This is a genomic window from Pedobacter kyonggii (assembly GCF_004310665.1).
GTDB lineage: Bacteria > Bacteroidota > Bacteroidia > Sphingobacteriales > Sphingobacteriaceae > Pedobacter > Pedobacter kyonggii.
Window position 1 is genome coordinate 42067 of sequence record NZ_SIXF01000031.1, and the last position, 22927, is coordinate 64993.

General features: G+C 39.6%; 15 protein-coding genes and 2 rRNA genes. 12 read left to right on the forward strand and 5 right to left on the reverse strand.

From position 1 onward, the window contains the following. Positions 1 to 13 precede the first annotated feature (13 nt). Together EYS08_RS21410 and EYS08_RS21415 are read right to left on the reverse strand one after the other, a co-directional pair. Positions 14 to 1027: a FecR family protein gene (locus EYS08_RS21410; RefSeq protein ID WP_131032026.1), complete on the reverse strand. Its 1014-nt coding sequence runs from the start codon at positions 1025 to 1027 to the stop codon at positions 14 to 16. Positions 1028 to 1073: 46 nt separating this feature from the next. After that, the gene (locus tag EYS08_RS21415) at positions 1074 to 1715 is read right to left on the reverse strand and encodes an RNA polymerase sigma-70 factor (RefSeq protein WP_131032027.1); all 642 of its coding nucleotides are present in this window, start codon (positions 1713 to 1715) and stop codon (positions 1074 to 1076) included. Between the two features lie 150 nt (positions 1716 to 1865). Between EYS08_RS21415 and EYS08_RS21420 the strand changes: the two genes are divergently transcribed. From EYS08_RS21420 to EYS08_RS21470, 12 genes are all read left to right on the forward strand, one after another. After that, a complete protein-coding gene (locus EYS08_RS21420; RefSeq protein ID WP_131032028.1) occupies positions 1866 to 2762 on the forward strand; it encodes an ROK family protein in 897 nt (298 codons plus the stop codon). A 144-nt stretch (positions 2763 to 2906) separates the two neighbouring features. Beyond that, positions 2907 to 6020, forward strand: a complete 3114-nt coding sequence (locus EYS08_RS21425; RefSeq protein WP_131032029.1) for a SusC/RagA family TonB-linked outer membrane protein — start codon at positions 2907 to 2909, stop codon at positions 6018 to 6020. An 18-nt stretch (positions 6021 to 6038) separates the two neighbouring features. Continuing rightward, the gene (locus EYS08_RS21430; RefSeq protein ID WP_131032030.1) at positions 6039 to 7673 is read left to right on the forward strand and encodes a SusD/RagB family nutrient-binding outer membrane lipoprotein; all 1635 of its coding nucleotides are present in this window, start codon (positions 6039 to 6041) and stop codon (positions 7671 to 7673) included. 85 nt (positions 7674 to 7758) lie between these two features. Further along, positions 7759 to 9384: a LamG-like jellyroll fold domain-containing protein gene (locus tag EYS08_RS21435; RefSeq protein ID WP_131032031.1), complete on the forward strand. Its 1626-nt coding sequence runs from the start codon at positions 7759 to 7761 to the stop codon at positions 9382 to 9384. A gap of 397 nt (positions 9385 to 9781) precedes the next feature. Further along, positions 9782 to 11431: an HU domain-containing protein gene (locus EYS08_RS21440; protein ID WP_131032032.1), complete on the forward strand. Its 1650-nt coding sequence runs from the start codon at positions 9782 to 9784 to the stop codon at positions 11429 to 11431. Then, positions 11431 to 12135, forward strand: a complete 705-nt coding sequence (locus tag EYS08_RS21445) for a MotA/TolQ/ExbB proton channel family protein (RefSeq protein ID WP_131032033.1) — start codon at positions 11431 to 11433, stop codon at positions 12133 to 12135. Before EYS08_RS21440 ends, EYS08_RS21445 begins: the two co-directional genes overlap by 1 nt. Continuing rightward, the gene (locus EYS08_RS21450) at positions 12135 to 12536 is read left to right on the forward strand and encodes an ExbD/TolR family protein (RefSeq protein WP_131032034.1); all 402 of its coding nucleotides are present in this window, start codon (positions 12135 to 12137) and stop codon (positions 12534 to 12536) included. The genes EYS08_RS21445 and EYS08_RS21450 overlap by 1 nt, the downstream gene beginning before the upstream one ends. After that, positions 12536 to 13375: an energy transducer TonB gene (locus EYS08_RS21455; protein ID WP_131032035.1), complete on the forward strand. Its 840-nt coding sequence runs from the start codon at positions 12536 to 12538 to the stop codon at positions 13373 to 13375. The genes EYS08_RS21450 and EYS08_RS21455 overlap by 1 nt, the downstream gene beginning before the upstream one ends. A gap of 285 nt (positions 13376 to 13660) precedes the next feature. Next, a complete protein-coding gene (locus tag EYS08_RS21460) occupies positions 13661 to 14950 on the forward strand; it encodes a bifunctional folylpolyglutamate synthase/dihydrofolate synthase (RefSeq protein ID WP_131032036.1) in 1290 nt (429 codons plus the stop codon). Positions 14951 to 15018: 68 nt separating this feature from the next. Then, entirely contained in the window at positions 15019 to 16677 is a 1659-nt protein-coding gene (gene pafA, locus EYS08_RS21465; protein WP_131032037.1) for an alkaline phosphatase PafA, read from the forward strand. A 533-nt stretch (positions 16678 to 17210) separates the two neighbouring features. Beyond that, positions 17211 to 17378 carry a VOC family protein gene (locus tag EYS08_RS25880; protein ID WP_165456536.1) on the forward strand — a complete coding sequence of 56 codons (168 nt, stop codon included), beginning with the start codon at positions 17211 to 17213 and terminating at the stop codon, positions 17376 to 17378. A gap of 130 nt (positions 17379 to 17508) precedes the next feature. Continuing rightward, the gene (locus tag EYS08_RS21470) at positions 17509 to 20904 is read left to right on the forward strand and encodes a methylmalonyl-CoA mutase family protein (protein WP_131032038.1); all 3396 of its coding nucleotides are present in this window, start codon (positions 17509 to 17511) and stop codon (positions 20902 to 20904) included. 61 nt (positions 20905 to 20965) lie between these two features. Here EYS08_RS21470 and EYS08_RS21475 read toward each other — a convergent pair whose 3' ends face one another. The 3 genes from EYS08_RS21475 to EYS08_RS21485 form a co-directional block, all read right to left on the reverse strand. Next, positions 20966 to 21946, reverse strand: a complete 981-nt coding sequence (locus tag EYS08_RS21475; protein ID WP_131032039.1) for an acyl-ACP desaturase — start codon at positions 21944 to 21946, stop codon at positions 20966 to 20968. Positions 21947 to 22433: 487 nt separating this feature from the next. Further along, positions 22434 to 22545 (reverse strand): 5S ribosomal RNA (gene rrf, locus EYS08_RS21480). Between the two features lie 141 nt (positions 22546 to 22686). After that, positions 22687 to 22927 (reverse strand): 23S ribosomal RNA (locus EYS08_RS21485); the annotation flags it as partial.

Consider the following 22927-nt stretch of genomic DNA (forward strand, 5'->3'; position numbering starts at 1 on the left):
TTAACTGTTTGTGCTAACGGTAGATATAGACATTTTTCCCCTTTATCGAATAATTAAAATTTTCAATCAGTTTTAGCACATTTAAAGCTTCAGCAATGGTTTCTTTATCCACATGTCCCGTAAATTTCACCGTTTTAAGATCAGCTTCTTTAAAGGTTATTTTAACATCGTACCATCGCTCAAAAAGCCTGGCAATTTCATCAAAACGGTTGTTTTTATAAATGAGTTCGTGGTTTGTCCATGCCGTTTCCATTACTTTATCGGTCCCTGTTCCACTGAAATGGGTAAGCTGGCTCATGCTTGCTTTACCACCAACCAAAGTAAATTTATCGTTTGGCTTTAAGATAAAAGTTTGTTTGGTATTGTTTTTAAGGGAGATAGATACCTTTCCTCTTATTAATGTAGTTTCGGTAAAAGCATCATTCTGGTAAGCTTTAACATCGAATGCAGTACCCAGTACTGTTACGGCCAATTGCTCGGTGTGCACAATAAAAGGGTGTTTAGGATCTTTTTTAATATCAAAAAATGCCTCACCTGATAGGTAAACGTTTCTGGTATCTCCACTAAAATGGTCAGGGTATCTAAAACTACTCCCCGAATTCATTTTCACGGTAGAGCCATCGGCCAGTACAATGGTTTTAATTTCGGTTGCCTTGGTTTGCACCTTTTTCAAAGCCAGCTGATCTGTTTTATTGAAGAAAATAGCCTCTCTGTTATACACCAAAACACCAGCCAAACCAATTGCTACAACAGCAGCAATTTTTAGCCAAACACTGTAACCTTTGTTTTTGGTAACCTTTAAACGGGGTTCATCGGGAACCTGGATCTGGGCCCTGATCCGATCAAAAACTAGATCGATATTTTCTTCTTCAGCTGTTTCAGATTCAAAATAAGTTTCTAGCTGTTTATATTCTTTTCTAAGCACTTCGTTACCGGCTAAAATCGATTTCAGTTCAACAGATTCATCCGGTGAAATTTCACCGGCCAATTGTTTTCCAAGCAATTCTGTAAATCTTTGATCTGTCATTTTTTTTCCGCCCTTTATGATATGTTCCTTTTTCTGTTAAAATTGCCTACAAGAAATAAAAAAAAGATAAGGTACCCACTAAGATAATCAGGGAGATTATTTTTCCAAGCTTTTTTTCATCAGATCCTTGATCTTTTAAAGGCTGTAATATTAAGCGGAGTTTAGCAATGGCCCTGAACAATTGGGTCTGCACCGTTCGGGGCGAAATGTTCAACAGTTCTGCTACCTCCTTATATTTCATGCCGCTTTCCTTGATCAACCTAAAAACCGTGGCTGCCTGAGGTGCCAAACCTGCAATGGCAAAATCAAGTTGCCGGTGCAGTTCTTTGGTTTCAAAAATATATTCCGGCGTTTGCGCTGTTACCGAAACATCCTCTTCTGCATCTACTAAATCGATAAACGTAATTGAAGAATTTTTTTTGAGGTATTTAAGTGATTGATTTTTTACTGCGATAAAAAAGTAACTTTCGGGATTTAATACATGTGTACTTGCTGCGCGATTTTCCCAGCATTTAACAAATACCTCGGTAACCAGGTCTTCTGCAGCCTGTTTATCAACTACATAGTAAATAGAAAATTTGATCAACCTACTGTACAGAAAGCGGTAAAGTTGCTCAAAAGATTTTATATCATCCTCGAGGCAAATCTTATTCCATAAAACGACTAGATCTGGCTTAGCTGCTTTCAACTTGGTTAGTTTGGTGAATCAAATGTAAGGTAATAAAAAATATTTCATAAAAAAATCTTCCCGCTGTAGGCAATTTAACAAAAAAAGGACTCTTCATTCGGTGCCATAATAAGGCGCAAGCCATTTATAGATCTATTGAAGCAGAAAACAATGAATAAAAACAAATATGTGATGGGCATTGATATCGGTGGTTCGCACATTACGGCTGCCGTACTCGATATGCAGCAGCGGAACATTCTTAAAAATTCCTATACGCGCGAACGTGTCGACTCTCATGGCTCAACAGGGCAGATTATCCACACCTGGTGCAATGCAATTAAAGCGGCTTACAAAAAGGTAGGTATCCAAATTGGCCATTTGGGAATTGCCATGCCGGGTCCTTTCGATTATGACAAAGGTATCTCCTATATCGCTGGTAATGATAAATATGCCGCTTTTTATGGCCTTAACGTAAAAGATATGCTGGCCAGTGAACTTCAGATCGGTCGGGAGCAGATCATGATGAGTAACGATGCTGCTTGCTTTTTGGCAGGAGAAGTATTCGCAGGTGAGGCACATGCCTATCAGCACCTGATTGGTATTACATTGGGAACAGGTTTAGGAAGTGCGGTTTATAATGAGGGAAAAGTTAACGATGTTAATTTATGGTGTGCTCCTTTTTTAGATGGCATAACAGAAGATTATCTTTCTACGCGATGGTTTTTAAAACGTTATTACGAACTCACAGGATTTAATATTCTAAATGTTAGAGAACTGGCCAAACTTTACGACGATAACCAAACGGTACGGAAAATATTTGCTGAGTTTAGCCATAACCTTGGGATTTTCCTCAAAAAATTTCATCAGGATCATGAAGCCGAGGCAATTGTAATCGGTGGTAATATTGCCAACGCATCGAGCCGTTTTATTCCTGGAGTGGCTAAATATCTCCATTCGCAGGGTGTCACTTCTCCAATACATATCTCTGAATTGAATGAAGATGCGGCCTTGGTTGGAGCTGCGGGTTGCTGGGCCACGCAGACATTTAAAACGATCGAAAAAATCTAACAAAAAATTATTTAAAAATAATTCAATTCCCTTGTAGGCAATTTGTGTAAGCAAAATGCTCTTAACTATAAAACCGGACGGATGGAAATCCTGAAGGCGGCAAACAATTAACCAAATACTTATTCAAAATTATTCATAATGAATATGAAAAAATCTTTACAGCTAACGTGCTTATTGCTCTATGCATCCACAGGCTTGTATGCAGCTGCACCAATCGAACATTTTAATCGTGCAGTTTCTTTCCATGCTGTTTATCAGGATGTGATTAAAGGAACCGTAAAAGATGAAACAGGCGCTACCTTACCAGGTGTAACCATTACTATAAAGGGGGCACAGGGCGGCACGCAAAGCAATACTTCGGGCCAATATAGCATAACGGCTAAAACAGGTGATGTTTTGGTGTTCTCGTTTATCGGTTACCAAAGCAAAGAAGTTACCGTTGGTACGCAAAGCACCATTGATATAACTTTAACCCCTGACTCTAAAAATCTTGAAACCGTAGTGGTAACGGCATTAGGGGTGAAAAGATCAGAAAAATCGCTAACGTACAATACACAACAGGTATCGGGCGATGAACTGTCAAAAGTAAAAAGCCCTAACTTAATGAACTCCCTTAACGGTAAAGTTGCAGGTTTAACCATTAGTCCAAGTGCTTCGGGTGTTGGTGGTTCGGCAAAAGTAATTTTAAGAGGAAGCCGTTCGGTAAGCGGTAACAATCAGCCTTTATATGTAATTGATGGGGTACCAATCAGTAATAACGGTAATGCCAACGGCCAGCAGAACAGTGTATTTGGTGGCGGTCAGGATGGTGGCGATGGTATTTCTAACCTTAATCCCGATGATATTGCAAGCATCACGGTTTTAGAGGGAGCATCAGCAGCTGCCCTTTACGGTAGTCAGGCTCAAAATGGTGTAATTTTAATTACCACCAAACAGGGTAAAGCAGGCAAAGCCGAAATTGGTTTTTCATCGGGCATAACCATTGATAATATTGCTTACGAGCCAAAGTTCCAAAACAGTTACGGACCTGCATCTACCATAATAAGAGATAGCTGGGGCGGCGGAATCAGCAATACAACAGATAATTTAAAAGATTTTTTCAAAACGGGGATTAATACCTCGAATGCGATAAATCTTTCTGGCGGTTCTGAAATAGCACAAACCTATTTTTCCTATTCAAACACCTATGCCAGTGGTATTCAACCAGGCAATAAGTTAAACCGGAACAACTTAAACCTACGCGAAACTGCTAAGTTTTTCGATAATAAATTAACTGTAGATGGAAGTGTAAACTACATCAATCAACGCATCAACAACAGCCCATCTTTAGGTTTATATTTAAATCCGTTATTGGGTTTGTATCTTTTCCCTAGAGGTGTTGATATTACCCCATATAAAGATCAGTATTTATTGGCTGGCAATACAGGTGCCGCACGTCAAAACTGGTTGGGTGGTCCGGCCGACATTAACCAAAACCCATGGTGGTTGACCAATTTAAACCCAAATACATCAATCCGTAACCGTTTCTTATTGAGCGGAAGCGTTAAGTATGATGTTGCACCATGGTTAAATGTGCAGGTTAGGGGAAATATTGACCGTACCACGGATGATTACGAAAACCGTAGATACTCGGGTATTGCGACCAATTTCAACTCTACCGGAACAGGTTATTTTGCACAGAGCAATCAAACCTATGTTCAGAAATATGTAGATGCGATTGCCAATATTACCGTTCCAATGACTGGTTCTGATTTTAAAGTAAATGGATTAATCGGTGGAAGCATCAACGACCAGAAAACTTCAGGTTTATCTTTAGGTGGCAACCTTTCGGCGGTCGATTTCTTTTCACCAGCTAACACGATCGTTGCCCTTCCAGGCACCTTTAGCGGAAATACATTAAGTAACGTAGTTCCTATTGTTCCTAATCATAGCCAGCTACAGGCCGTTTTTGGCAACGCCAATATTTCATATAAAGACTGGGCTTTCTTAACCGTAACAGGCAGAAACGATTGGTCTTCTAACTTATCGTATACACCAAACGATTCTTATTTCTATCCTTCGGTTGGTTTATCATTTATTGTTTCACAGATGTTCAAACTTCCTGAGGCCATTACCTATGCCAAATTGAGAGGAACTTATGCAGAAGTTGGAAATACCGTACCGCCATATCTTACGTTTATCCAAAACACTTTAAAATCAGATGGTGCATTAAATTTCAATACCAATGCGGCTTTCAGAGAGTTAAAACCTGAAAGAACAAAATCATTTGAGGTAGGTACCGATTTGCGTTTCCTATCAAACAGAATCAATTTCAGCTTTACCTATTATAAAACCAATACCAAAAACCAATATATCCCTGTAGTTGCACCTCCATCTTCATTGGTATCTACAGGATATCTGAATGCAGGTAATGTAGAGAACAAAGGTTTCCAGTTTATTTTAGGTGCTGATGTTGTAAAAGGTGACGGGCTGAACTGGAACACTTCGATAAACGGTTCATTAAACAGAAATAAAATTATCGATATTGCTTCAGCTGATAAAATTAACAGTGTAGATTTAACAGGCGCTGGCAATACTTCTTATATTTCGAGGTTAAAAGTGGGTGGCTCTTATGGCGATATTTATAGCTATACCCTACAAAGAGATGCACAAAACCGCATCATATTAGGTGGTGATGGAACAACAGCTTCGCCATATACACCTTTAAAAAGTAAAGAATTTAACTACGTAGGCAATCCTAATCCAAAATTCCAATTGGGCTGGAACAACAGTTTCAATTACAAAGATTTTAGCTTAAGCTTCTTGGTCGACGGTAAGTTTGGCGGTCAGGTATTATCGCTTACCGAAGCTTTAATGGACGAAGCAGGTGTATCTGAAGCAACTGGGAATGCAAGGGCTCAAGGCGGTGTTAAAATTGATGGTGTAGATACAAAAGGTAATGCAGTATCAACAACAGTTAACCCACAAACTTACTATTCATTTGTTGGTGGCAGATCCGGCGTATCGGGCGAATATATCTATAGCGCTACGGTAGTACGTTTAAGAGAAGCTGCTTTAGGTTATACCCTTCCATTAACCGGTAAAACATTTAAAAGTGTTAAATTTTCGGTTACCGGAAGAAACCTGTTTTATTTCTATAAAAAGGCTCCTTTCGATCCGGAAATCACGATGTCTACCGGGAATGGTTTATCTGGTGTAGATGTTTTTAACCAACCTGCAACGCGCAGTTTAGGCTTCAATCTAAATTTATCATTTTAATTCTATTCAAAAAACAACATGAAAACTATATATCATAAATCCTCGAATAACAGGATTAAAGGATTGTCTGCTGTTTTGCTGGCATCTTTGATGGCCTTAAATTTTGGATGTACAAAAAACTTTGAAGATTTTAACACCAACCCAACTGCACTTTCACCTGAGCAGACTACCGCGCTTTTGAAATCGGCAATTGGCCCAATTGAGCAGGAAATTTTCCATAACTATCAGATTGCACAAAACCTAAGTGCTGATGCTTTTAGTGGTTACATGATGGCCCCGAACCCTTTTGGAGGAATTAACAACATGAGCTATTCGCTTAACGATGGCTGGAACAGTAGTGGTTTTAACGACCAATATAACTATGTAATGGCTCCGATTTCTAAAATTGGGCAGAGCGAAGTAAAAACTAAATCGCCGGAAGCCTGGGGAATTGCCCTTTTGGTTCAGGTAATGGCCATGAGTAGGGTAACCGATAAATTTGGCCCTATTCCATATACTACAGCTGGTTCTTCTTTGGTATCTACAGCTTATGAAGATCAGAAAACGGTTTATAATGCTTTTTTTAAACAAATCGATACAGCAGCTAATAACTTACAAACTTATATTGCAGCTAATCCTGGCAAAACGGCTTTTTATGATAAAGGCGATTTAATCTATGCAGGTGATCCGGTGAAATGGTTAAAATTGGCCAACTCTTTGCGTTTGCGTTTAGCTACGCGTATTGTAAAGGCCGATGCGGCTACAGCAAAACTTCAGGCTGAAAAAGCTTTAAGTGCACCTGGAGGTTTATTAACAACTGCAGCAGATAATGCGGCTGTGGCACAGTCGGGTACAAGAGACAACGACTTATGGGTGGTAACTGTTGCCTATGATGGCGACAATGCGTTAGGTGCAGCTTTACAAACGTATTTGGTGGGTTATAACGATCCACGCTTACCTATTTACGCCAGACCTGCTACCGATCCTTTATTTACAGGCCAATATGTAGGAATCAGATCTGGAGCGAATACCTCGTTTAACGGTTTGGGCAAAGCAGGTTATAAAACCTATTCTACCTTAAACTCTACTGATAATGTCAAATCACCTATCGGACAAAAAGCACCACAAATTTTAATGACCGCTGCTGAAGTTTGGTTTTTAAAAGCTGAGGCTGCATTACGTGGCTGGACAGGTGCAGGGGATGTACAAATTAACTATGAGACCGGAATTACCACATCATTACAGCAATGGAGTGTAGCTGCAGGAAGTTATTTATCAGATGCAACCAGTACATCTACTGCTTATATAGATCCGAAAAATGCGGCGAATAATGCTGCAGCTGTAAGTACAATAACCGTAAAATGGGACCCTACTTCTACCAATGAACAAAAATTAGAGCGCATTATTACACAAAAATGGTTGGCTATTTTCCCTGACGGACAGGAAGCCTGGTCTGAATACAGACGTACAGGTTACCCTAAGTTATTTACAGTAGCCAATAATAACAGTGGTGGAACGATCAATACCCAAACCCAGATCAGAAGATTGCCATTCCCATCAACTGAATATGGAAACGGTAACAGTGCCGAAGTTGTTAAAGCAGTTGGCCTTTTAGGCGGACCAGACAATGGCGGTACCAGATTATGGTGGGACGTGAATAAAGCGAACTTCTAACACACAAATACCACCAGGTAGGATAACGAAAGTTGTCCTACCTTTTTTTATATCAAACCAATTTCTAACCAAAATTTTTAAACCTATGAGAAAACTAACCGTTTTCGGCGTACTGCTGTTAACAGCTTTCGCCCTGTTGTATGCTTGTAAAAAAGCCAATTCTGAAAAAGAAGACAACCAATTAAACACCAAAGGCACTGCCAGAGCAGCTACCAATGCCTCTGCCCTAGCCTTAGCTGCTCCATTCATGACCGCCTACGTTGAGGTAAACAGCAACAATTTTGTAAATCCAGGCTGTTATACCTACGGAACTTCAGCAAGTCAGCTATTTGGCGTTTCTGTTATTTTCGCAGCTAATATTAATTCGGTAAATGGCACACCTACCCTGTACTTCAATCCGCAGGTACAAGAAACTTTAAATTCTGGCAAGGTAGCTTATCTTAAATCATTAGGCATAAAAGTAGTGCTCGATGTACTTGGAAACCACCAGAATGCAGGCTGGGGTTGTTTTACCACCTATGCCCAGGCCGATGCCTTTGCCATTCAATGTGCCAATGCCGTACAGCAGTATGGTTTAGATGGAATTGACATTGATGATGAGTATTCTGCCTGTACTGCAAATGATGGTTCGTTGGTGCTTGCAGCAGCAGCACTTAGAGCGCGTATGGGTGCCGATAAGCTCATCACTATGGCTGCATTTAATCAGGCCAATTATTTTACGTCTACTTATAACAACCAAAAACTGGGTGATATTTTAGATTATGTATTTGAGCAAACTTACTTCTCTACAAATTATGCTGGCCGTTTACAGCCTTACATTAATGCTGGTGTACCCAAAAGTAAATTGGGTTTAGGTACAGATTTAGGTAATAGCGATCAGGCAGCGGTGGCCACTTATGTAAAAAATAATGGTTTGGCCAGTGCGATGGTATATAATGTTGCAAATAATTCGCAGACAAAATTATCGGCTATGTCTAATGTACTCTATGGCGCTGCAACTGCTGTAAAAGCAAATTGTATCGATGGCAATGGAGGTACACCACCACCGGCTGGAAACCGTTCATTGGTTTTCGATGGCACAAATGAATACCTAAATTCGAATACTTTCAATCTTGCAGGTACCAGTTTAACTTACGAAGCATGGGTTAAACCAACTGCTTTTAAAGCTACTGCTCCAAATATCTCGACCATCATGGGCATAGAAGTGAGCGATGCAAACGTAGCTTTGCTCCGTCTGGGTGATGCTTCTCTAGCCAACAATAAGGTACAGTTCGTTTTAAATACGGGTGGTGCAACACCTAAAAAGCTAAATTCCGCTACAGCGCTAAGCGCCAATACCTGGTATCATATTGCGGCAACATACGATGGCACAACAATGAAAATCTACATCAATGGCACTTTAGATGCAAGCATGAGCGCTACCGGCACTATCGCTGCTAACGGTACATTTCAGATTTCGAGAAGCTGGGATGCCAACAGGGGTTTTAACGGTCAATTTGATGAAATGCGGGTTTGGAAATCGGCATTGGCACAGTCGACAATTTCAGCCAATAAATGCAGTGTAAGTGCAACCAGTAGCAACTTAGAGGCCTATTGGAAATTCGACGAAGGCACAGGAACTACCATTGCTGATGCAACAGGGCATGGCCACACCGCAAGCTTGCTTAACATGGAGAGTACTGATTGGTCTACCACCGTTCCTTGTCCATAGGTTTTCTCCATAACAGTTAAATTCTTGTGGTAGGAAACACCGTCCACTAAGAAAACTTAATGGACGGTGTCTTCACCGTCCATTTTAAAACATTCCCACTTCGTTTCTACATACGCTTTTCTATAGTAAAACGTTTCTATAGCTTAAGCTTTAACTTCAAATCTATATTATATCGATTTAGCGATTTGCTTACTAGCATACCATTTCTATCTTTGTAACCGTTATCTTTGCACGGATACAGATATAGGTTTAGAAAACTGTGATTTTTTTCATGATTAAAATAACAAAACTGTATTCGTTTTTGTCCCCTTTTTGGAATAGGATGTGTAATAGCACCCATAGACACTATTTGAAGGTAGAATATAATTTTTAATTTTAAACGCTTAATTTTACCCGAATGGATATCTTATCATACCTATTAGAACTCTTGCAGCAACGCAAAGAAGTTGGTATTACCGGCTTGGGCACCTTTTATAAAAAGAAATACCCAGGAAGATACGATAAGGAAAAACAAACGTTTTTGCCTCCTGGATATACGCTGCAGTTTTCGGCCGAAGTAACCGAAGAAGAAGCTTTAGCCAACTTTATTTCAACTAAAACAAACGTCAACAATGATGATGCCCGCAATCACATTGCCCAGTTTGTTGAAGAAGTAAATCAAAAACTAGAATTAGACCATGAGGCCGAACTTCAAAACACTGGCCGCTTATTTTTTACCGAACAAGGATTAGGTTTCGAACCGGTTAAAAATATGAACTATGGTTCTGAATTTTATGGACTTCCATCATTGGCAGAAAGCGTAATTGAGGAAACAAAAACTGATTCACCTAAACAAGAGGAAGAAGTTTACGACGAAATTGCTGAAGCACCAGTGGTACCATCACCATTTGAGAATAAATCGTACCAGGCTCCGGTAATCGAAAATGTAGAATTGGATGAAGTTAAAGACGATTTTAAAAATACTTTAAAGCATACTGAAAACGCTTCAGCAGAAATTACCGAAGCGCCTGAGTTTATCAAAGAACAGCACGAAGAGCATCCTAACCGTTTTGGCCATACGCCAGAGTCGGAAATAGAAAATGTCGCCGCCGAACATCAGGCAATTGAAACACCTGAATCTGATGAAACACAAGAAATAGTAGTAGAAGTGCCGGAGTCGGAAATAGAAGATATCGCCACTGAACAACCTGCTATTGAAACGCCTGAATCTGAAGATGCACAAGGTGAAGTAATTGCTACAGAAAATACCTCAGCATCTGAAGAAATCAATACCGTAGAAGTACCAGAAACAGTTGTCCCACAAAATGAGCCTTCGAGCCGTTTCTCACTTAGGTCGGAAACAGAGGAACCTAAAACATACATCAATTTAGAATACGAAGCGAAAAAAGAAGAACCTGTAATTGAGGCTCCGGCCTTTATAAAAGAGCAACATGCAGAGCATCCTAATCGTTTTGGTCACGATCCGATTGAACATGGAGACGAAACACGACAAGGTATGTCTACCTGGTTGATGATTGCAATTGCAGTATTAGCTTTAGTTGTTATTGCAGCGATAACCTATTTGGTTAAACCAGAATTATTTACAGGTGAAACAACTGAAGCTGTAAAGCCCGCACAAGTAATTGTCGATTCACCGAAGGTTGTTGTTGATACCCTAAAAGCAAAACAGGATTCTATAGCCAAAACAGATAGCATTTTAAAAGCCAATCAGGTTCAGAAAAAAGCAGATACGTTTAAAAAAGTGGATGCAAAGCCTACTGTAGAAGCACCAAAAGAAAATAAAATTGTACCAAACACTGGTCCTTCTACGTTTTACGTTATTGCAGCATCTTTTCAATCAGAGAAAAAAGCACTTGTGTTTATTAAGCAAATGGAAAAAATCGGTTTAAATGCCGAAATCGCAAAAGTACCCGGCCGTTTAAAAAAGGTAAGTATAGCGAGTTTCACAACTGAAAAGGAAGCTAAAGAACAGAAAGATATTTTACAGAAAAAACTAAAGGGAAAAGGATATTTCGTACAACAAAAATCTAACAACACACAACCATAATGATAACTTTATTAATTCAGGACACCACACAAGCATTACAAGACACAGCAAATGCGGTTAACCAAGCAGTAGCACAACCACAGCCAGAACTCCATTTCATCGATCTGCTTTTTAAAGGCGGCTGGGTAATGGTTCCATTGGCTTTTTTAGCTTTGTTAGCCTTAGTTATTTTCTTTGAACGTTATTTAACCATTAAGAAAGCAACCAAAGACGAATCGAACCTAATGGGTCAGATCAGGTCGTATATCCAATCCGGAAATTTAGAGGGTGCAACGTCGCTTTTAAGGAACAATAACTCTCCCCTTTCACGCATGTTGCAAAAAGGTTTGAAACGCATTGGTCGCCCGATTAAAGATATTGAAGGTGCTATTGAAAATGTTGGTAAATTAGAAGTTTCTAAATTAGAGAAAAACATCAGTATATTGGGTATTGTTGCAGGTATTGCACCAATGCTTGGTTTCGTAGGTACAATTGTGGGGGTAATTACCATTTTCCACCAGGTATCAATAAAAGGTGCGATTGAAATCGGAACCATCTCTGGCGGCTTATATACCAAAATGATTACTTCCGCAACCGGATTAATTATTGGTATTATTGCTTACGTCCTCTATCACATTTTAAATATTATGGTTGAAAAAATCATCCTTAAAATGGAGACCGATGCAATTGATTTTATTGATTTACTAGAAGAACCAGGCAAATAATGAATTTACGCAAAAGAACAAAAGGATCGGTAGAAGTACATACTTCAGCGTTGAACGATATTATGTTCTTCCTGATGCTGTTTTTCCTATTGGCCTCTGCAGTGGTAAATCCTACGGTGGTTAAATTATTGTTGCCACAATCATCGAGCGGACAGCAATCTACAGCAAAGAAAGCAGTTACGGTTACGATAGACGAAAACCTTAAATATTTCGTTGAAAAAAAACCAGTTAGCATAGAAGAATTACAGCCAACATTAGAAGCATACCAGAAACTGGCACCAGATATGACTATTCTTTTATATGTATCACGTAACGTGACTTATCAGGATGGATTTGTGGTAAACGATATTGCCAATAAATTGAAATTAAAACTTGTTGTAGCCGTTGAGCCTAAAAAATAATGAACTACAAAGCACAAAACATACCTAACGAGGAAAATAATTACCCTAAGGCCATTGCCATAGCAAGTGGAATTATGGGCTTTTTATTGTTGATCAGCTTTTTTATCGTGATTGGCTCGTTTCAGCCACCTGAAGAAGTAGGTATGGGTGGTATGGTTGTAAATTATGGAACTTCAGCAGAAGGAATGGGCGATGATTATACCAGTATTGAAGAACCATCAGCAGATCCAAATGCCAATGGTAAAGCACCTGATAAGGTAACGCCGGAAGAAAAAGTAACCCCAACTACCTCTACCGAAAATACTGAAAAGGAAATTCAAACGCAAAATACGGAAGATGCCATTGCCGTAAATACCAAACCTACAAAACCGACTACTGCAGCACCAACTCCGGTAACTGAAGATAAGCCATCTAAACCGGTGATTAACCAAAATGCGCTTTACAAAGGCAAAAAGAATACCGGCCAAGGGCAGGGAGATGGCACCGGAAAAACACCAGGAAACCAGGGTGATAAAGATGGCGATCCATTGGCATCAAATTATGGAGAAGGTGGTTCTGGAAATGGCAATGTACAATTATCATTGGCTAGCAGAAAATTCATCGATATCCCTAGAATTCAGGATGATGGACAAAGTGCAGGAAAAATTGCCGTTCAAATCCGCGTAGATAAAAATGGTAAAGTGGTTCAGGCCCGTGCAGGTGCAAAAGGTACTACCTTATCTGATTTAGCACTTTGGCGGAAATGTGAACAGGCGGTATTGGGTGCAAGTTTAAATAAATTAGAATCAGCTCCCGATGTACAAACAGGGATTGTGATGTTCAACTTTAAAGTGAAATAAAAAGATAACCTTGGTCTGTATCCCACAGACCATTTTTTTTTGATGCATTTATTGTGCTGTCAAATATTACTATCTGACAGAAGACTTATCTCCTATCTAGCAATTATATCAAAATTTTCGACAAACAATTTTACCAATTTAACCTGATATCAGTCAGATGGTAACATCTGACTGCACATCATCCCCACAAGAGGTCTCCCTACGCAAAGTCCTTTAAAACTTCTGAAGAAATCTTCCTCATTTCGTTCCATAATAACGCTAGTCAACTTATATTTGATGCATATTATGAACTACCAACAAACGCTTGATTTTTTATATAGTAAACTCCCCATGTTTACCCGCATTGGCGCGTCTGCTTTCAAGAAAGATTTAACCAATACCATCATCCTTTGTGAAGCTTTGGATAATCCACAGGATAAATTTAAAAGTATCCATGTAGCAGGTACCAATGGAAAGGGCTCTACGTCACACATGCTGGCTTCGGTACTACAGGATCAGGGATATAAAACAGGATTGTACACCTCTCCCCATTTGAAAGATTTCCGCGAACGCATCCGCATCAATGGAAAAATGATCAGCAAAACTGAAGTGGTATCATTTGTAAAGGAACAGCAAAAACTCATCGAAAAAACCGAGCCTTCATTTTTCGAAGTTACTGTGGCCCTTGCATTCGATCATTTTGCCAAACATGAGGTTGATGTGGCCGTAATTGAAGTAGGCTTAGGCGGAAGGTTAGATTCGACCAATATCATTACACCGCAAATTTCGGTCATCACTAATATCAGCCCTGATCACATGAATATGCTGGGCAATACGCTAGCCGAAATTGCTGGCGAAAAGGCAGGTATCATTAAAAAAAATATTCCTGTTGTAATCGGCGAAACACAAGCAGAATCTGCTCCAGTTTTTGTCAGTAAGGCAAAAGAAGTAGGTGCTCCAATTGTTTTTGCTGATGCGGTGTTAAGGGCTCAGGATTTTAAAATCGGGAACAATAAACTTTCCCTATCTGTTTATCAGAATGGTGAAATTAAATACAAGGATCTTCAAAGTGACCTTACCGGCGTTTATCAGCACAAGAACATTTTAACTGTATTAGAAACTGTTGCGGTGATGAACGAAAAAACGGGAATTAAAATCGATCAGGAAGCGATTTATAAAGGAATAAGCCAGGTTAAAAAACAAACTGGTTTACAGGGACGTTGGCAAACCTTGAGCAGAAACCCTTTGGTGATCTGTGATACTGGCCATAATGAAGCTGGCATTTCCGAGGTGATTAAAAACATCACACAAACCCCTTATCAAAAGCTACATGTTGTTTTTGGCATGGTTAAAGACAAAGATATTTCGAAAGTTTTATCCCTGATGCCAAAAAATGCAACTTATTACTTCTGCAAACCAGATTTAGAACGCGGTTTAGCAGCAGATGAACTTAAAGAACAGGCGGCAACATTTAATCTAAATGGAAACAGTTATGCATCGGTAGCCGAAGCAAAAGAAAAAGCTATTCAATTTGCCGATCCAAAAGATCTGGTTTTTATTGGAGGAAGCACATTTGTAGTGGCCGAAGCGATATAAAATCTTTACATAAACTTCAAAATATCTTCACTTAAAAGTTATTACTTTAGCCCTTTAACTAAAACACAATGAAGAAAATATCCTGTCTAATCTTTTCCATTTCTATTTTTTCGATCGCACTCACCTCAGCCCAGACTAAAAAACCTTCCAAAACACAGCCTAAAGCATTCCCTGCCGAGGTGGCCCGCCCTAAATTGGTGGTTGGTTTAGTGGTTGACCAAATGCGTTGGGACTATTTATACCGCTACTATAATCGCTATAGCAACGGTGGTTTTAAAAGATTAATCAACGAGGGGTTTTCTGTTGAAAACACATTTATCCCCTATACACCAACTTATACTGCATGTGGCCATACTTGTATATATACAGGTTCAGTTCCGGCTATTCATGGTATTATTGGTAACGACTGGTACGATCCTGAAACTAAAAAAGGCGTGTACTGTACAGAAGATTCTACTGTATCTACAGTTGGCAGTACACCTTCATCAGAAGGGAATATGTCGCCAAAAAATATGTTAACTACTACCATTACTGATGAGTTGAGGTTAGCTACGAATTTTAAAGGTAAAGTAATCGGTATTTCATTAAAAGATAGGGGTTCGATCCTTCCGGCTGGCCACGCGGCAAATGCTGCATATTGGTATCAAGGTAGCACCGGAAACTGGATTACCAGTACTTATTACATGAAAGAAGTGCCAACATGGATTGCCGATTACAATAAATTGAAATTAGCAAACAAGTTCTATGCTAAAAACTGGGAAACATTGTATCCAATGAATACCTATGTTAATAGCACAGCAGATGAGAAAGCTTACGAAGGCAAAGCGAGTACATTCCCTCATCAGCTTAACCAAAATATTGATAAAAATTTCGATGCCATCAGAAGTACGCCTTATGGTAATACCATCACGTTAGATCTTGCCAAATTAGCGATCCTTTCTGAAGATTTAGGACAAGATAACATTACCGATTTCTTAGCGGTAAGTTGCTCATCTACTGATTATGTTGGTCATGCTTATGGTCCAAACTCAGTAGAAGCAGAAGACACTTATTTACGTTTGGATAAAGATTTCGAAGAGTTTTTCAACTACCTGGATAAAAAAGTAGGTAAAGGAAATTACACGGTATTTTTAACTGCCGATCATGGTGCTGCGCATGTACCAGGCTTTATGCAAGAAAATAAAATGCCTTCAGGTGTAGTGAGTGATAGAGATATTGCAAACAAATTAAACGCTTATTTAAATGATAAATTTAAGGTAAACAATGTTGTTTTAAGATCGATGAACAACCAGATCATTTTCGATCATGACAAAACCAACAAAGGCGATGTGAGTTTCGATGTAATCAAAGCAGCTTCAGTTGAATTCTTAAAAAGATTAGACGGTTTCCAAAATGCAGTTGATATTGCTAAAATATCGCAATCTACCATTCAGGAAATCCAGAAAAAAATGATCACCAATGGATACAATGCCCGTAGAAGCGGCGACATCTATTATGTTTTAGCCCCAAATTGGTTTAACGGTAGCAGCACGGGTACCACGCACGGAAACTGGAACCCATACGATTCGCACATCCCATTGGTTTTTATGGGCTGGGGAATCAAAGCTGGAGCATCCAATACAACACATTATATGACTGATATTGCACCAACCTTAGCAGCTTTGCTACATATTCAAATGCCAAATGGTAACGTTGGAGAACCAATCACAGAGATCACAAATAAATAATTTAAGGAAACTATGCTCACCAGCATAGTTTTTTTTTTTAACGCAACAGCGATGGTACTAAAAAGTATCGTCATTGCGAGGAGGAACGACGAAGCAACCCTACAACTATCGCTACCAGCGAGCGCATTAAGATTATTCATTTTTGCAGTTGTTTTTAAAGGCATTCATGAGCTCACTTCGTTCGGTTATCTTCGTGCCTCGCAATGACGACCATTTCAGAAGATTCATTTCCTTTAAACCCCTCTATCATCCATAATGATTTTTATGCAATAAATTATCCCTCGAAATGACGACAACTTGCTGAAATTTCCTATTTTCTTTAATTTAGATCATGTCAGCTTACGCCGCAATCAAACTTACACCAATGCTCGAGTCACGTGATATGCAAGCAACATTAAAGTTTTATACAGAAGTTTTTAAACTTCACTTGTGATGTAAAACCTAACGACCTCAATTGGTTAACCTTCCGAAAAAATGAGATCGAAATCATGCTTTGTACCCCTAACCAGCATCGCAATATTTCTAAATCGATCATGAGTGGTTCACTTTACATCAATACAAACAAGGTGGCTACACTCTGGGAAAGTTTAAAAGATCAATGTGAAATCTGTTACCCATCCGAAGATTTTGACTATGGCATGAGAGAATTTGCCATTTACGATAATAACGGCTATTTACTGCAATTCGGGCAGGATTTATAGCTGAACCAAAAGCCATAACAGTATAGGGTATTCGCTATTTAAACTACTTATTTTAGTACATTTGCATACCAAATATATTTGGGGACAAGGATTGGTTTTTTGAGCACACTGATCCTTTAAATCCTATCGCATGCAACAAGTAGAAATCTATAAGCCTAAAAATAAAATCCGTTTTGTAACCGCTGCTTCGCTTTTCGATGGGCACGATGCAACCATTAATATCATGCGCCGTATTCTCCAATCTTCAGGTGCTGAAGTGATCCATCTTGGCCATAACAGATCGGTTGATGAAGTGGTAAATTGTGCCATTCAAGAAGATGTTCAGGGAATTGCAATGACTTCCTATCAGGGTGGGCATATCGAATATTTTAAATATATGTACGATCTCCTGCAAGAAAGAGGATCAGGCCATATTAAAATATTTGCAGGTGGCGGTGGCGTAATCTTACCTTCAGAGATAGAAGAACTCCAGGCTTATGGGATTTCTAAAATATACTCTCCAGATGATGGTCGTAAAATGGGTTTGCAGGGCATGATCAACGATATGCTAATCCAAACTGATTTCATCACCAAAGCCAGCATTACTAACGAGCTCGAAACCATACCTACAAAAGACATCAAAGCCATTGCCGGAGCCATTACCGTTGCAGAAAATGATCCCGAAGGCGCACAAAAATTTGTAGATGAATTAAAAAAACTATCCAAAAACAACACCGCTCCTATTTTAGGCATCACTGGAACGGGCGGAGCCGGAAAATCATCACTGGTAGATGAGCTTGTGCGCCGTTTCCTGGTAGAAGTGAAAGATAAAACCTTAGCGATTATCTCTGTCGATCCTTCCAAAAGAAAAACAGGGGGCGCTTTATTGGGCGATCGTATCCGGATGAATGCCATCAATAACCCGAGGATTTACATGCGTTCTTTAGCCACCCGGCAGGCCAACCTTGCGCTATCCAAAAACGTTCAGGAAAGTATCGATATTTGCAAAGCCGCTGGTTACGATTTAATTATTGTAGAAACCTCAGGAATTGGCCAGTCAGATACCGAAATTACCGAACACTGCGATGTTTCCCTATACGTAATGACTCCTGAATTTGGTGCAGCTACACAATTGGAGAAAATCGATATGTTGGATTTCGCTGATCTGGTAGCCATTAACAAATTTGATAAAAGAGGTGCTTTAGATGCCTTGCGTGATGTGCGTAAGCAATACAAACGCAACCACAATATTTTTGATGCGAAGGATGACGAAATTCCAGTTTATGGAACTATGGCATCACAATTTAATGATCCGGGCATGAATAACCTATTTGTTGCCTTAATGGAGCAGATCAAGGTAAAAACCGGAACGGATTTCAAAGCCAAAATGGAACTCACCTCCGATCAATCAGAGAAAATTTACATCATCCCCCCCGATCGAATCCGCTATCTGGCAGAAATTGCCGAAGCAAGCCAAACGTACAACGAATGGGTAGATAAGCAGGCAACGATAGCCAGAAAAATGTACCAATTGAAAGGTGTGATTGATTTACTAGGTGATAATAATTCCCCTCTTCCAGAGGGGTGTCCGCAGGACGGGGTGTCAAAGAGTTTAAATGTAACATACACTTTCTTTGAAGAACAATTGGATGGCGAATGCAAACGTTTATTGCGCCAGTGGCCAGATACCAAAAGAGCTTATAAAGAAGAGTTTTTTATCTATAAAGTCCGCGATAAAGAAATTAAACAACCCTTATTTTACGAATCACTTTCAAAGCTGAACATCCCAAAAGTATCACTGCCGAGATATGAAGATTGGGGCGATATTTTAAGATGGTTGCTAACCGAAAATCTTCCAGGCGAATTTCCCTATGCAGCAGGTGTATTCCCGTTAAAAAGAGAAGGAGAAGATCCTACACGGATGTTTGCTGGGGAAGGTGGACCAGAAAGGACCAATAAACGTTTTCACTATGTTTCTTTAGGTCAGCCCGCGCACCGCTTATCTACTGCTTTTGATTCTGTCACTCTTTATGGAGAAGATCCACATATCCGCCCAGATATTTATGGAAAAATAGGTAACTCGGGTGTAAGTATTGCCACTTTGGATGATGCCAAAAAACTGTATTCAGGTTTTGATCTTTGTGCGCCGTCAACCTCTGTATCCATGACTATTAATGGTCCAGCCCCCATGTTGTTAGGCTTTTTCATGAATGCTGCAATCGATCAACAATGCGAAAAATACATTATCGAAAATGATTTAACAAAAGAAGTCCAGGCCAAAATTGATTCGATCTATAAAGCAAAAAATATACCGCGACCAACCTATAGCGGTACTTTGCCAGCTGGAAATGATGGCCTAGGTTTGATGCTGCTAGGTGTTACCGGAGATCAGGTTTTACCTGCCGATATCTATGCCAAGATCAGGGCCAAAGCCATCAGTTCGGTTAGAGGAACCGTTCAGGCTGATATTTTAAAGGAAGATCAGGCACAAAATACTTGTATTTTCTCTACCGAATTTGCCTTAAGGATGATGGGCGATATCCAGAAATACTTTATCGATGAAAAAGTGAGGAATTTCTATTCAGTATCTATTTCGGGCTATCACATTGCCGAAGCAGGTGCTAATCCAATTTCGCAGCTCGCCTTTACTTTAAGCAATGGATTTACATTTGTAGAATATTATTTGAGTAGAGGCATGCATATCGATGATTTTGCCCCTAACCTATCTTTCTTCTTTTCCAATGGAATCGATCCTGAGTACGCCGTTATCGGTCGCGTAGCCAGAAGAATCTGGGCCAAAGCCATCAAGAATAAATACAAGGGAAATGACCGCTCGCAGAAGCTTAAATACCATATCCAAACTTCCGGCCGTTCGTTACACGCCCAAGAAATCGATTTTAATGATATCCGAACTACTTTACAGGCCCTTTATGCCATTTACGACAACTGTAATTCGCTACATACCAATGCTTATGATGAAGCCATTACAACACCTACAGAAGAATCGGTAAGGAGAGCTATGGCAATCCAATTGATTATAAACAGAGAATTGGGGCTTGCTAAGAACGAAAATCCTTTACAAGGTGCTTTCATCATCGAAGAATTAACTGATCTGGTAGAAGATGCTGTACTTGCCGAATTTAAACGCATCAACGATCGTGGTGGGGTGTTGGGTGCGATGGAAACGATGTACCAGCGCGGAAAAATTCAGGAAGAAAGTCTGTATTACGAAACGCTTAAACATACAGGCGAATATCCTATTGTAGGCGTTAATACCTTTTTAAACAAGAATGGTTCACCTACTATTGTTCCTGGTGAGGTAATCCGCGCTACAGAAGAAGAAAAACAATATCAGATTTCGGCATTGCAAAAATTTCAGGACTGTAATGCAGATCGTGCACCAGGCCTCTTAAAACAACTTCAAAAATCGGCTATTGCCGGCGATAATATTTTTGAGCAGTTGATGGAAGTATGTAAAATCTGCTCGTTAGGACAGATTAGTAATGCCCTTTACGAAGTTGGTGGCCAATATAGAAGAAACATGTAAAAAAAAGCCCTTATCGATTTGATAAGGGCCCATATAGTTTAATAACTAAAGATTCAAATATCTAACCAGCAATCCAGGTAAATTTATAGTCTATAGTAGGGTTTTTCATTCGTTCGGCAACACGTAATAAACGTGAAGGTAAAGCCATAATATAATCGCGGGCTTTTTCACCAGCTTCATTTAAATCACGCATACCTTCAATTTTCCAGTCTTCAATTAACTGTTGCATAATTTCAACATAATCAACCGCAGTATAAACACCTAAACGTTGCGCAGCATCTGTAAAGTGACCAAATGTTTGGCCAATTTTCAAACCTACCTCACGTAAGAAATGGGCTGGCATTACAATTTTCTTGCGCATCATATCTTCAAAAGCCAACATTGCTTCGTTAGGATCAACCTCAAAAATACGGTTCATGAAATCTTTATAAGCTTTTGCATGTCTGGCCTCGTCTGACGCAATTACACCACACATTCTAGACAATAACGTATCACCGTCTTTTTTAGCCAAAGAAGCTACCCTTCTGTGCGATACATTGGTAGCCAATTCTTGAAAAGAAGTATAGATAAAGTTACGGTATGGATCATGCCCGGTACCAATATCGAAACCATCAGCAATAAGATACTGTGTGGAAATTTCCATTTGGCGCATATCAACACGGCCCGATAGGTATAAATATTTATTTAACAAATCACCATGACGGTTCTCCTCTGCAGTCCAATGGCGAACCCATTTCATCCAGCCACCTTCTTCGTCCCTACTATGTCCATCAACCATGGCTAACCACGATTCGTATGTTGGTAAAGCTTCTTCAGTAATGGTATCGCCAATTAAAACGGCCACTAAATCGTAAGAAAGATCTTTTGCGTTATCCCTCAAAATTCTCACATCTTGATAAAATGTTTCACTAGTAGAATCTGGTAAAAAATCAGAAGGTTGCCAGTTGGTATCGATTGGTTTCAAATAAGTTCCCATCGACTCCAGCATATATTTTTCAATATGCAACATTACTTCCCTTCTTTTATCTGCAAAAAAACTCATTACTTATACTTATATTTTTGTTAAAAACAAAGATAACCAAATATTGTGGCAAACCTTATGATATTAACACATTTAGCGCTAAATCAGTTTTAAATGTGGCTAAAATTATCAACAATGGCACAAATGGTTTTATTTATTGTACACAAAGACTATAGAGGCTTACTCACGGGTTTATTATTAGGAGCACAGTAGCAGTAAAATATAGGATTGGTTCCGTCCTGCTGTCCGCTGCAATCCTTTTGGAACCGTTGGAGTAAACAATTTACCTCTGCCCAAAAGGGATTTCCACTGCCATCAGGGCTATTGTAGCTGGATCGGGAGGTGTAAACGGAAGAGGGAGCAGGTTTGCGCAAATCAGCGTAATCTGCGGGAACAGAACCTTAACTTTTCTTAACTTCTTAATGGTGAAAACAAGATAGGCATGGCTATAAAATGCTTTTAAACGAAGAAAACCCTTCAACATTGCTGTTAAAGGGTTTCTTTTAAGATCTGGCACCGACCTACTCTCCCACGTGTTACCGCAGTACCATCGGCTCTGGTGGGCTTAACTTCTCTGTTCGGAATGGGAAGAGGTGGACACCACCGATATAGGCACCTGAATGTTTTTATTTGAGCTGAAAGGATAAAGCTCAAAGCTTAAAGCTACTGTATTCCGCTTTAGTCTTTAGTCTTTTAGCTTTCCGCTTAAATGACATATTATTGAAAGAAGTTATGTTAGAAGAACAAACAACAGTCTGTTTGCTTTGAAAGCTTCGGATGATTAGTACTACTCGACTGTGCTGTCGCCAGCTTTACATCTGTAGCCTATCAACGTAGTAGTCTGCTACGGTCCTATATGGAATTCTCATCTCGTGGCTAGTTTCGCACTTAGATGCTTTCAGCGCTTATCTATTCCCAGCGTAGCTACTCTGCAATGCCCCTGGCGGAACAACAGATTCACTAGAGGCTAGTCCAACCCGGTCCTCTCGTACTAAGGTCAGC

Coding starts and splice junctions, on each gene's coding strand:
- EYS08_RS21410 (WP_131032026.1), bottom strand. CDS start 1,027: ATGACAGATCAAAGATTTACAGAATTGCTTGGAAAACAATTGGCCGGT.
- EYS08_RS21420 (WP_131032028.1), top strand. CDS start 1,866: ATGAATAAAAACAAATATGTGATGGGCATTGATATCGGTGGTTCGCAC.
- EYS08_RS21425 (WP_131032029.1), top strand. CDS start 2,907: ATGAAAAAATCTTTACAGCTAACGTGCTTATTGCTCTATGCATCCACA.
- EYS08_RS21430 (WP_131032030.1), top strand. CDS start 6,039: ATGAAAACTATATATCATAAATCCTCGAATAACAGGATTAAAGGATTG.
- EYS08_RS21435 (WP_131032031.1), top strand. CDS start 7,759: ATGAGAAAACTAACCGTTTTCGGCGTACTGCTGTTAACAGCTTTCGCC.
- EYS08_RS21440 (WP_131032032.1), top strand. CDS start 9,782: ATGGATATCTTATCATACCTATTAGAACTCTTGCAGCAACGCAAAGAA.
- EYS08_RS21445 (WP_131032033.1), top strand. CDS start 11,431: ATGATAACTTTATTAATTCAGGACACCACACAAGCATTACAAGACACA.
- EYS08_RS21450 (WP_131032034.1), top strand. CDS start 12,135: ATGAATTTACGCAAAAGAACAAAAGGATCGGTAGAAGTACATACTTCA.
- EYS08_RS21455 (WP_131032035.1), top strand. CDS start 12,536: ATGAACTACAAAGCACAAAACATACCTAACGAGGAAAATAATTACCCT.
- EYS08_RS21460 (WP_131032036.1), top strand. CDS start 13,661: ATGAACTACCAACAAACGCTTGATTTTTTATATAGTAAACTCCCCATG.
- pafA (WP_131032037.1), top strand. CDS start 15,019: ATGAAGAAAATATCCTGTCTAATCTTTTCCATTTCTATTTTTTCGATC.
- EYS08_RS25880 (WP_165456536.1), top strand. CDS start 17,211: ATGAGTGGTTCACTTTACATCAATACAAACAAGGTGGCTACACTCTGG.
- EYS08_RS21470 (WP_131032038.1), top strand. CDS start 17,509: ATGCAACAAGTAGAAATCTATAAGCCTAAAAATAAAATCCGTTTTGTA.
- EYS08_RS21475 (WP_131032039.1), bottom strand. CDS start 21,946: ATGAGTTTTTTTGCAGATAAAAGAAGGGAAGTAATGTTGCATATTGAA.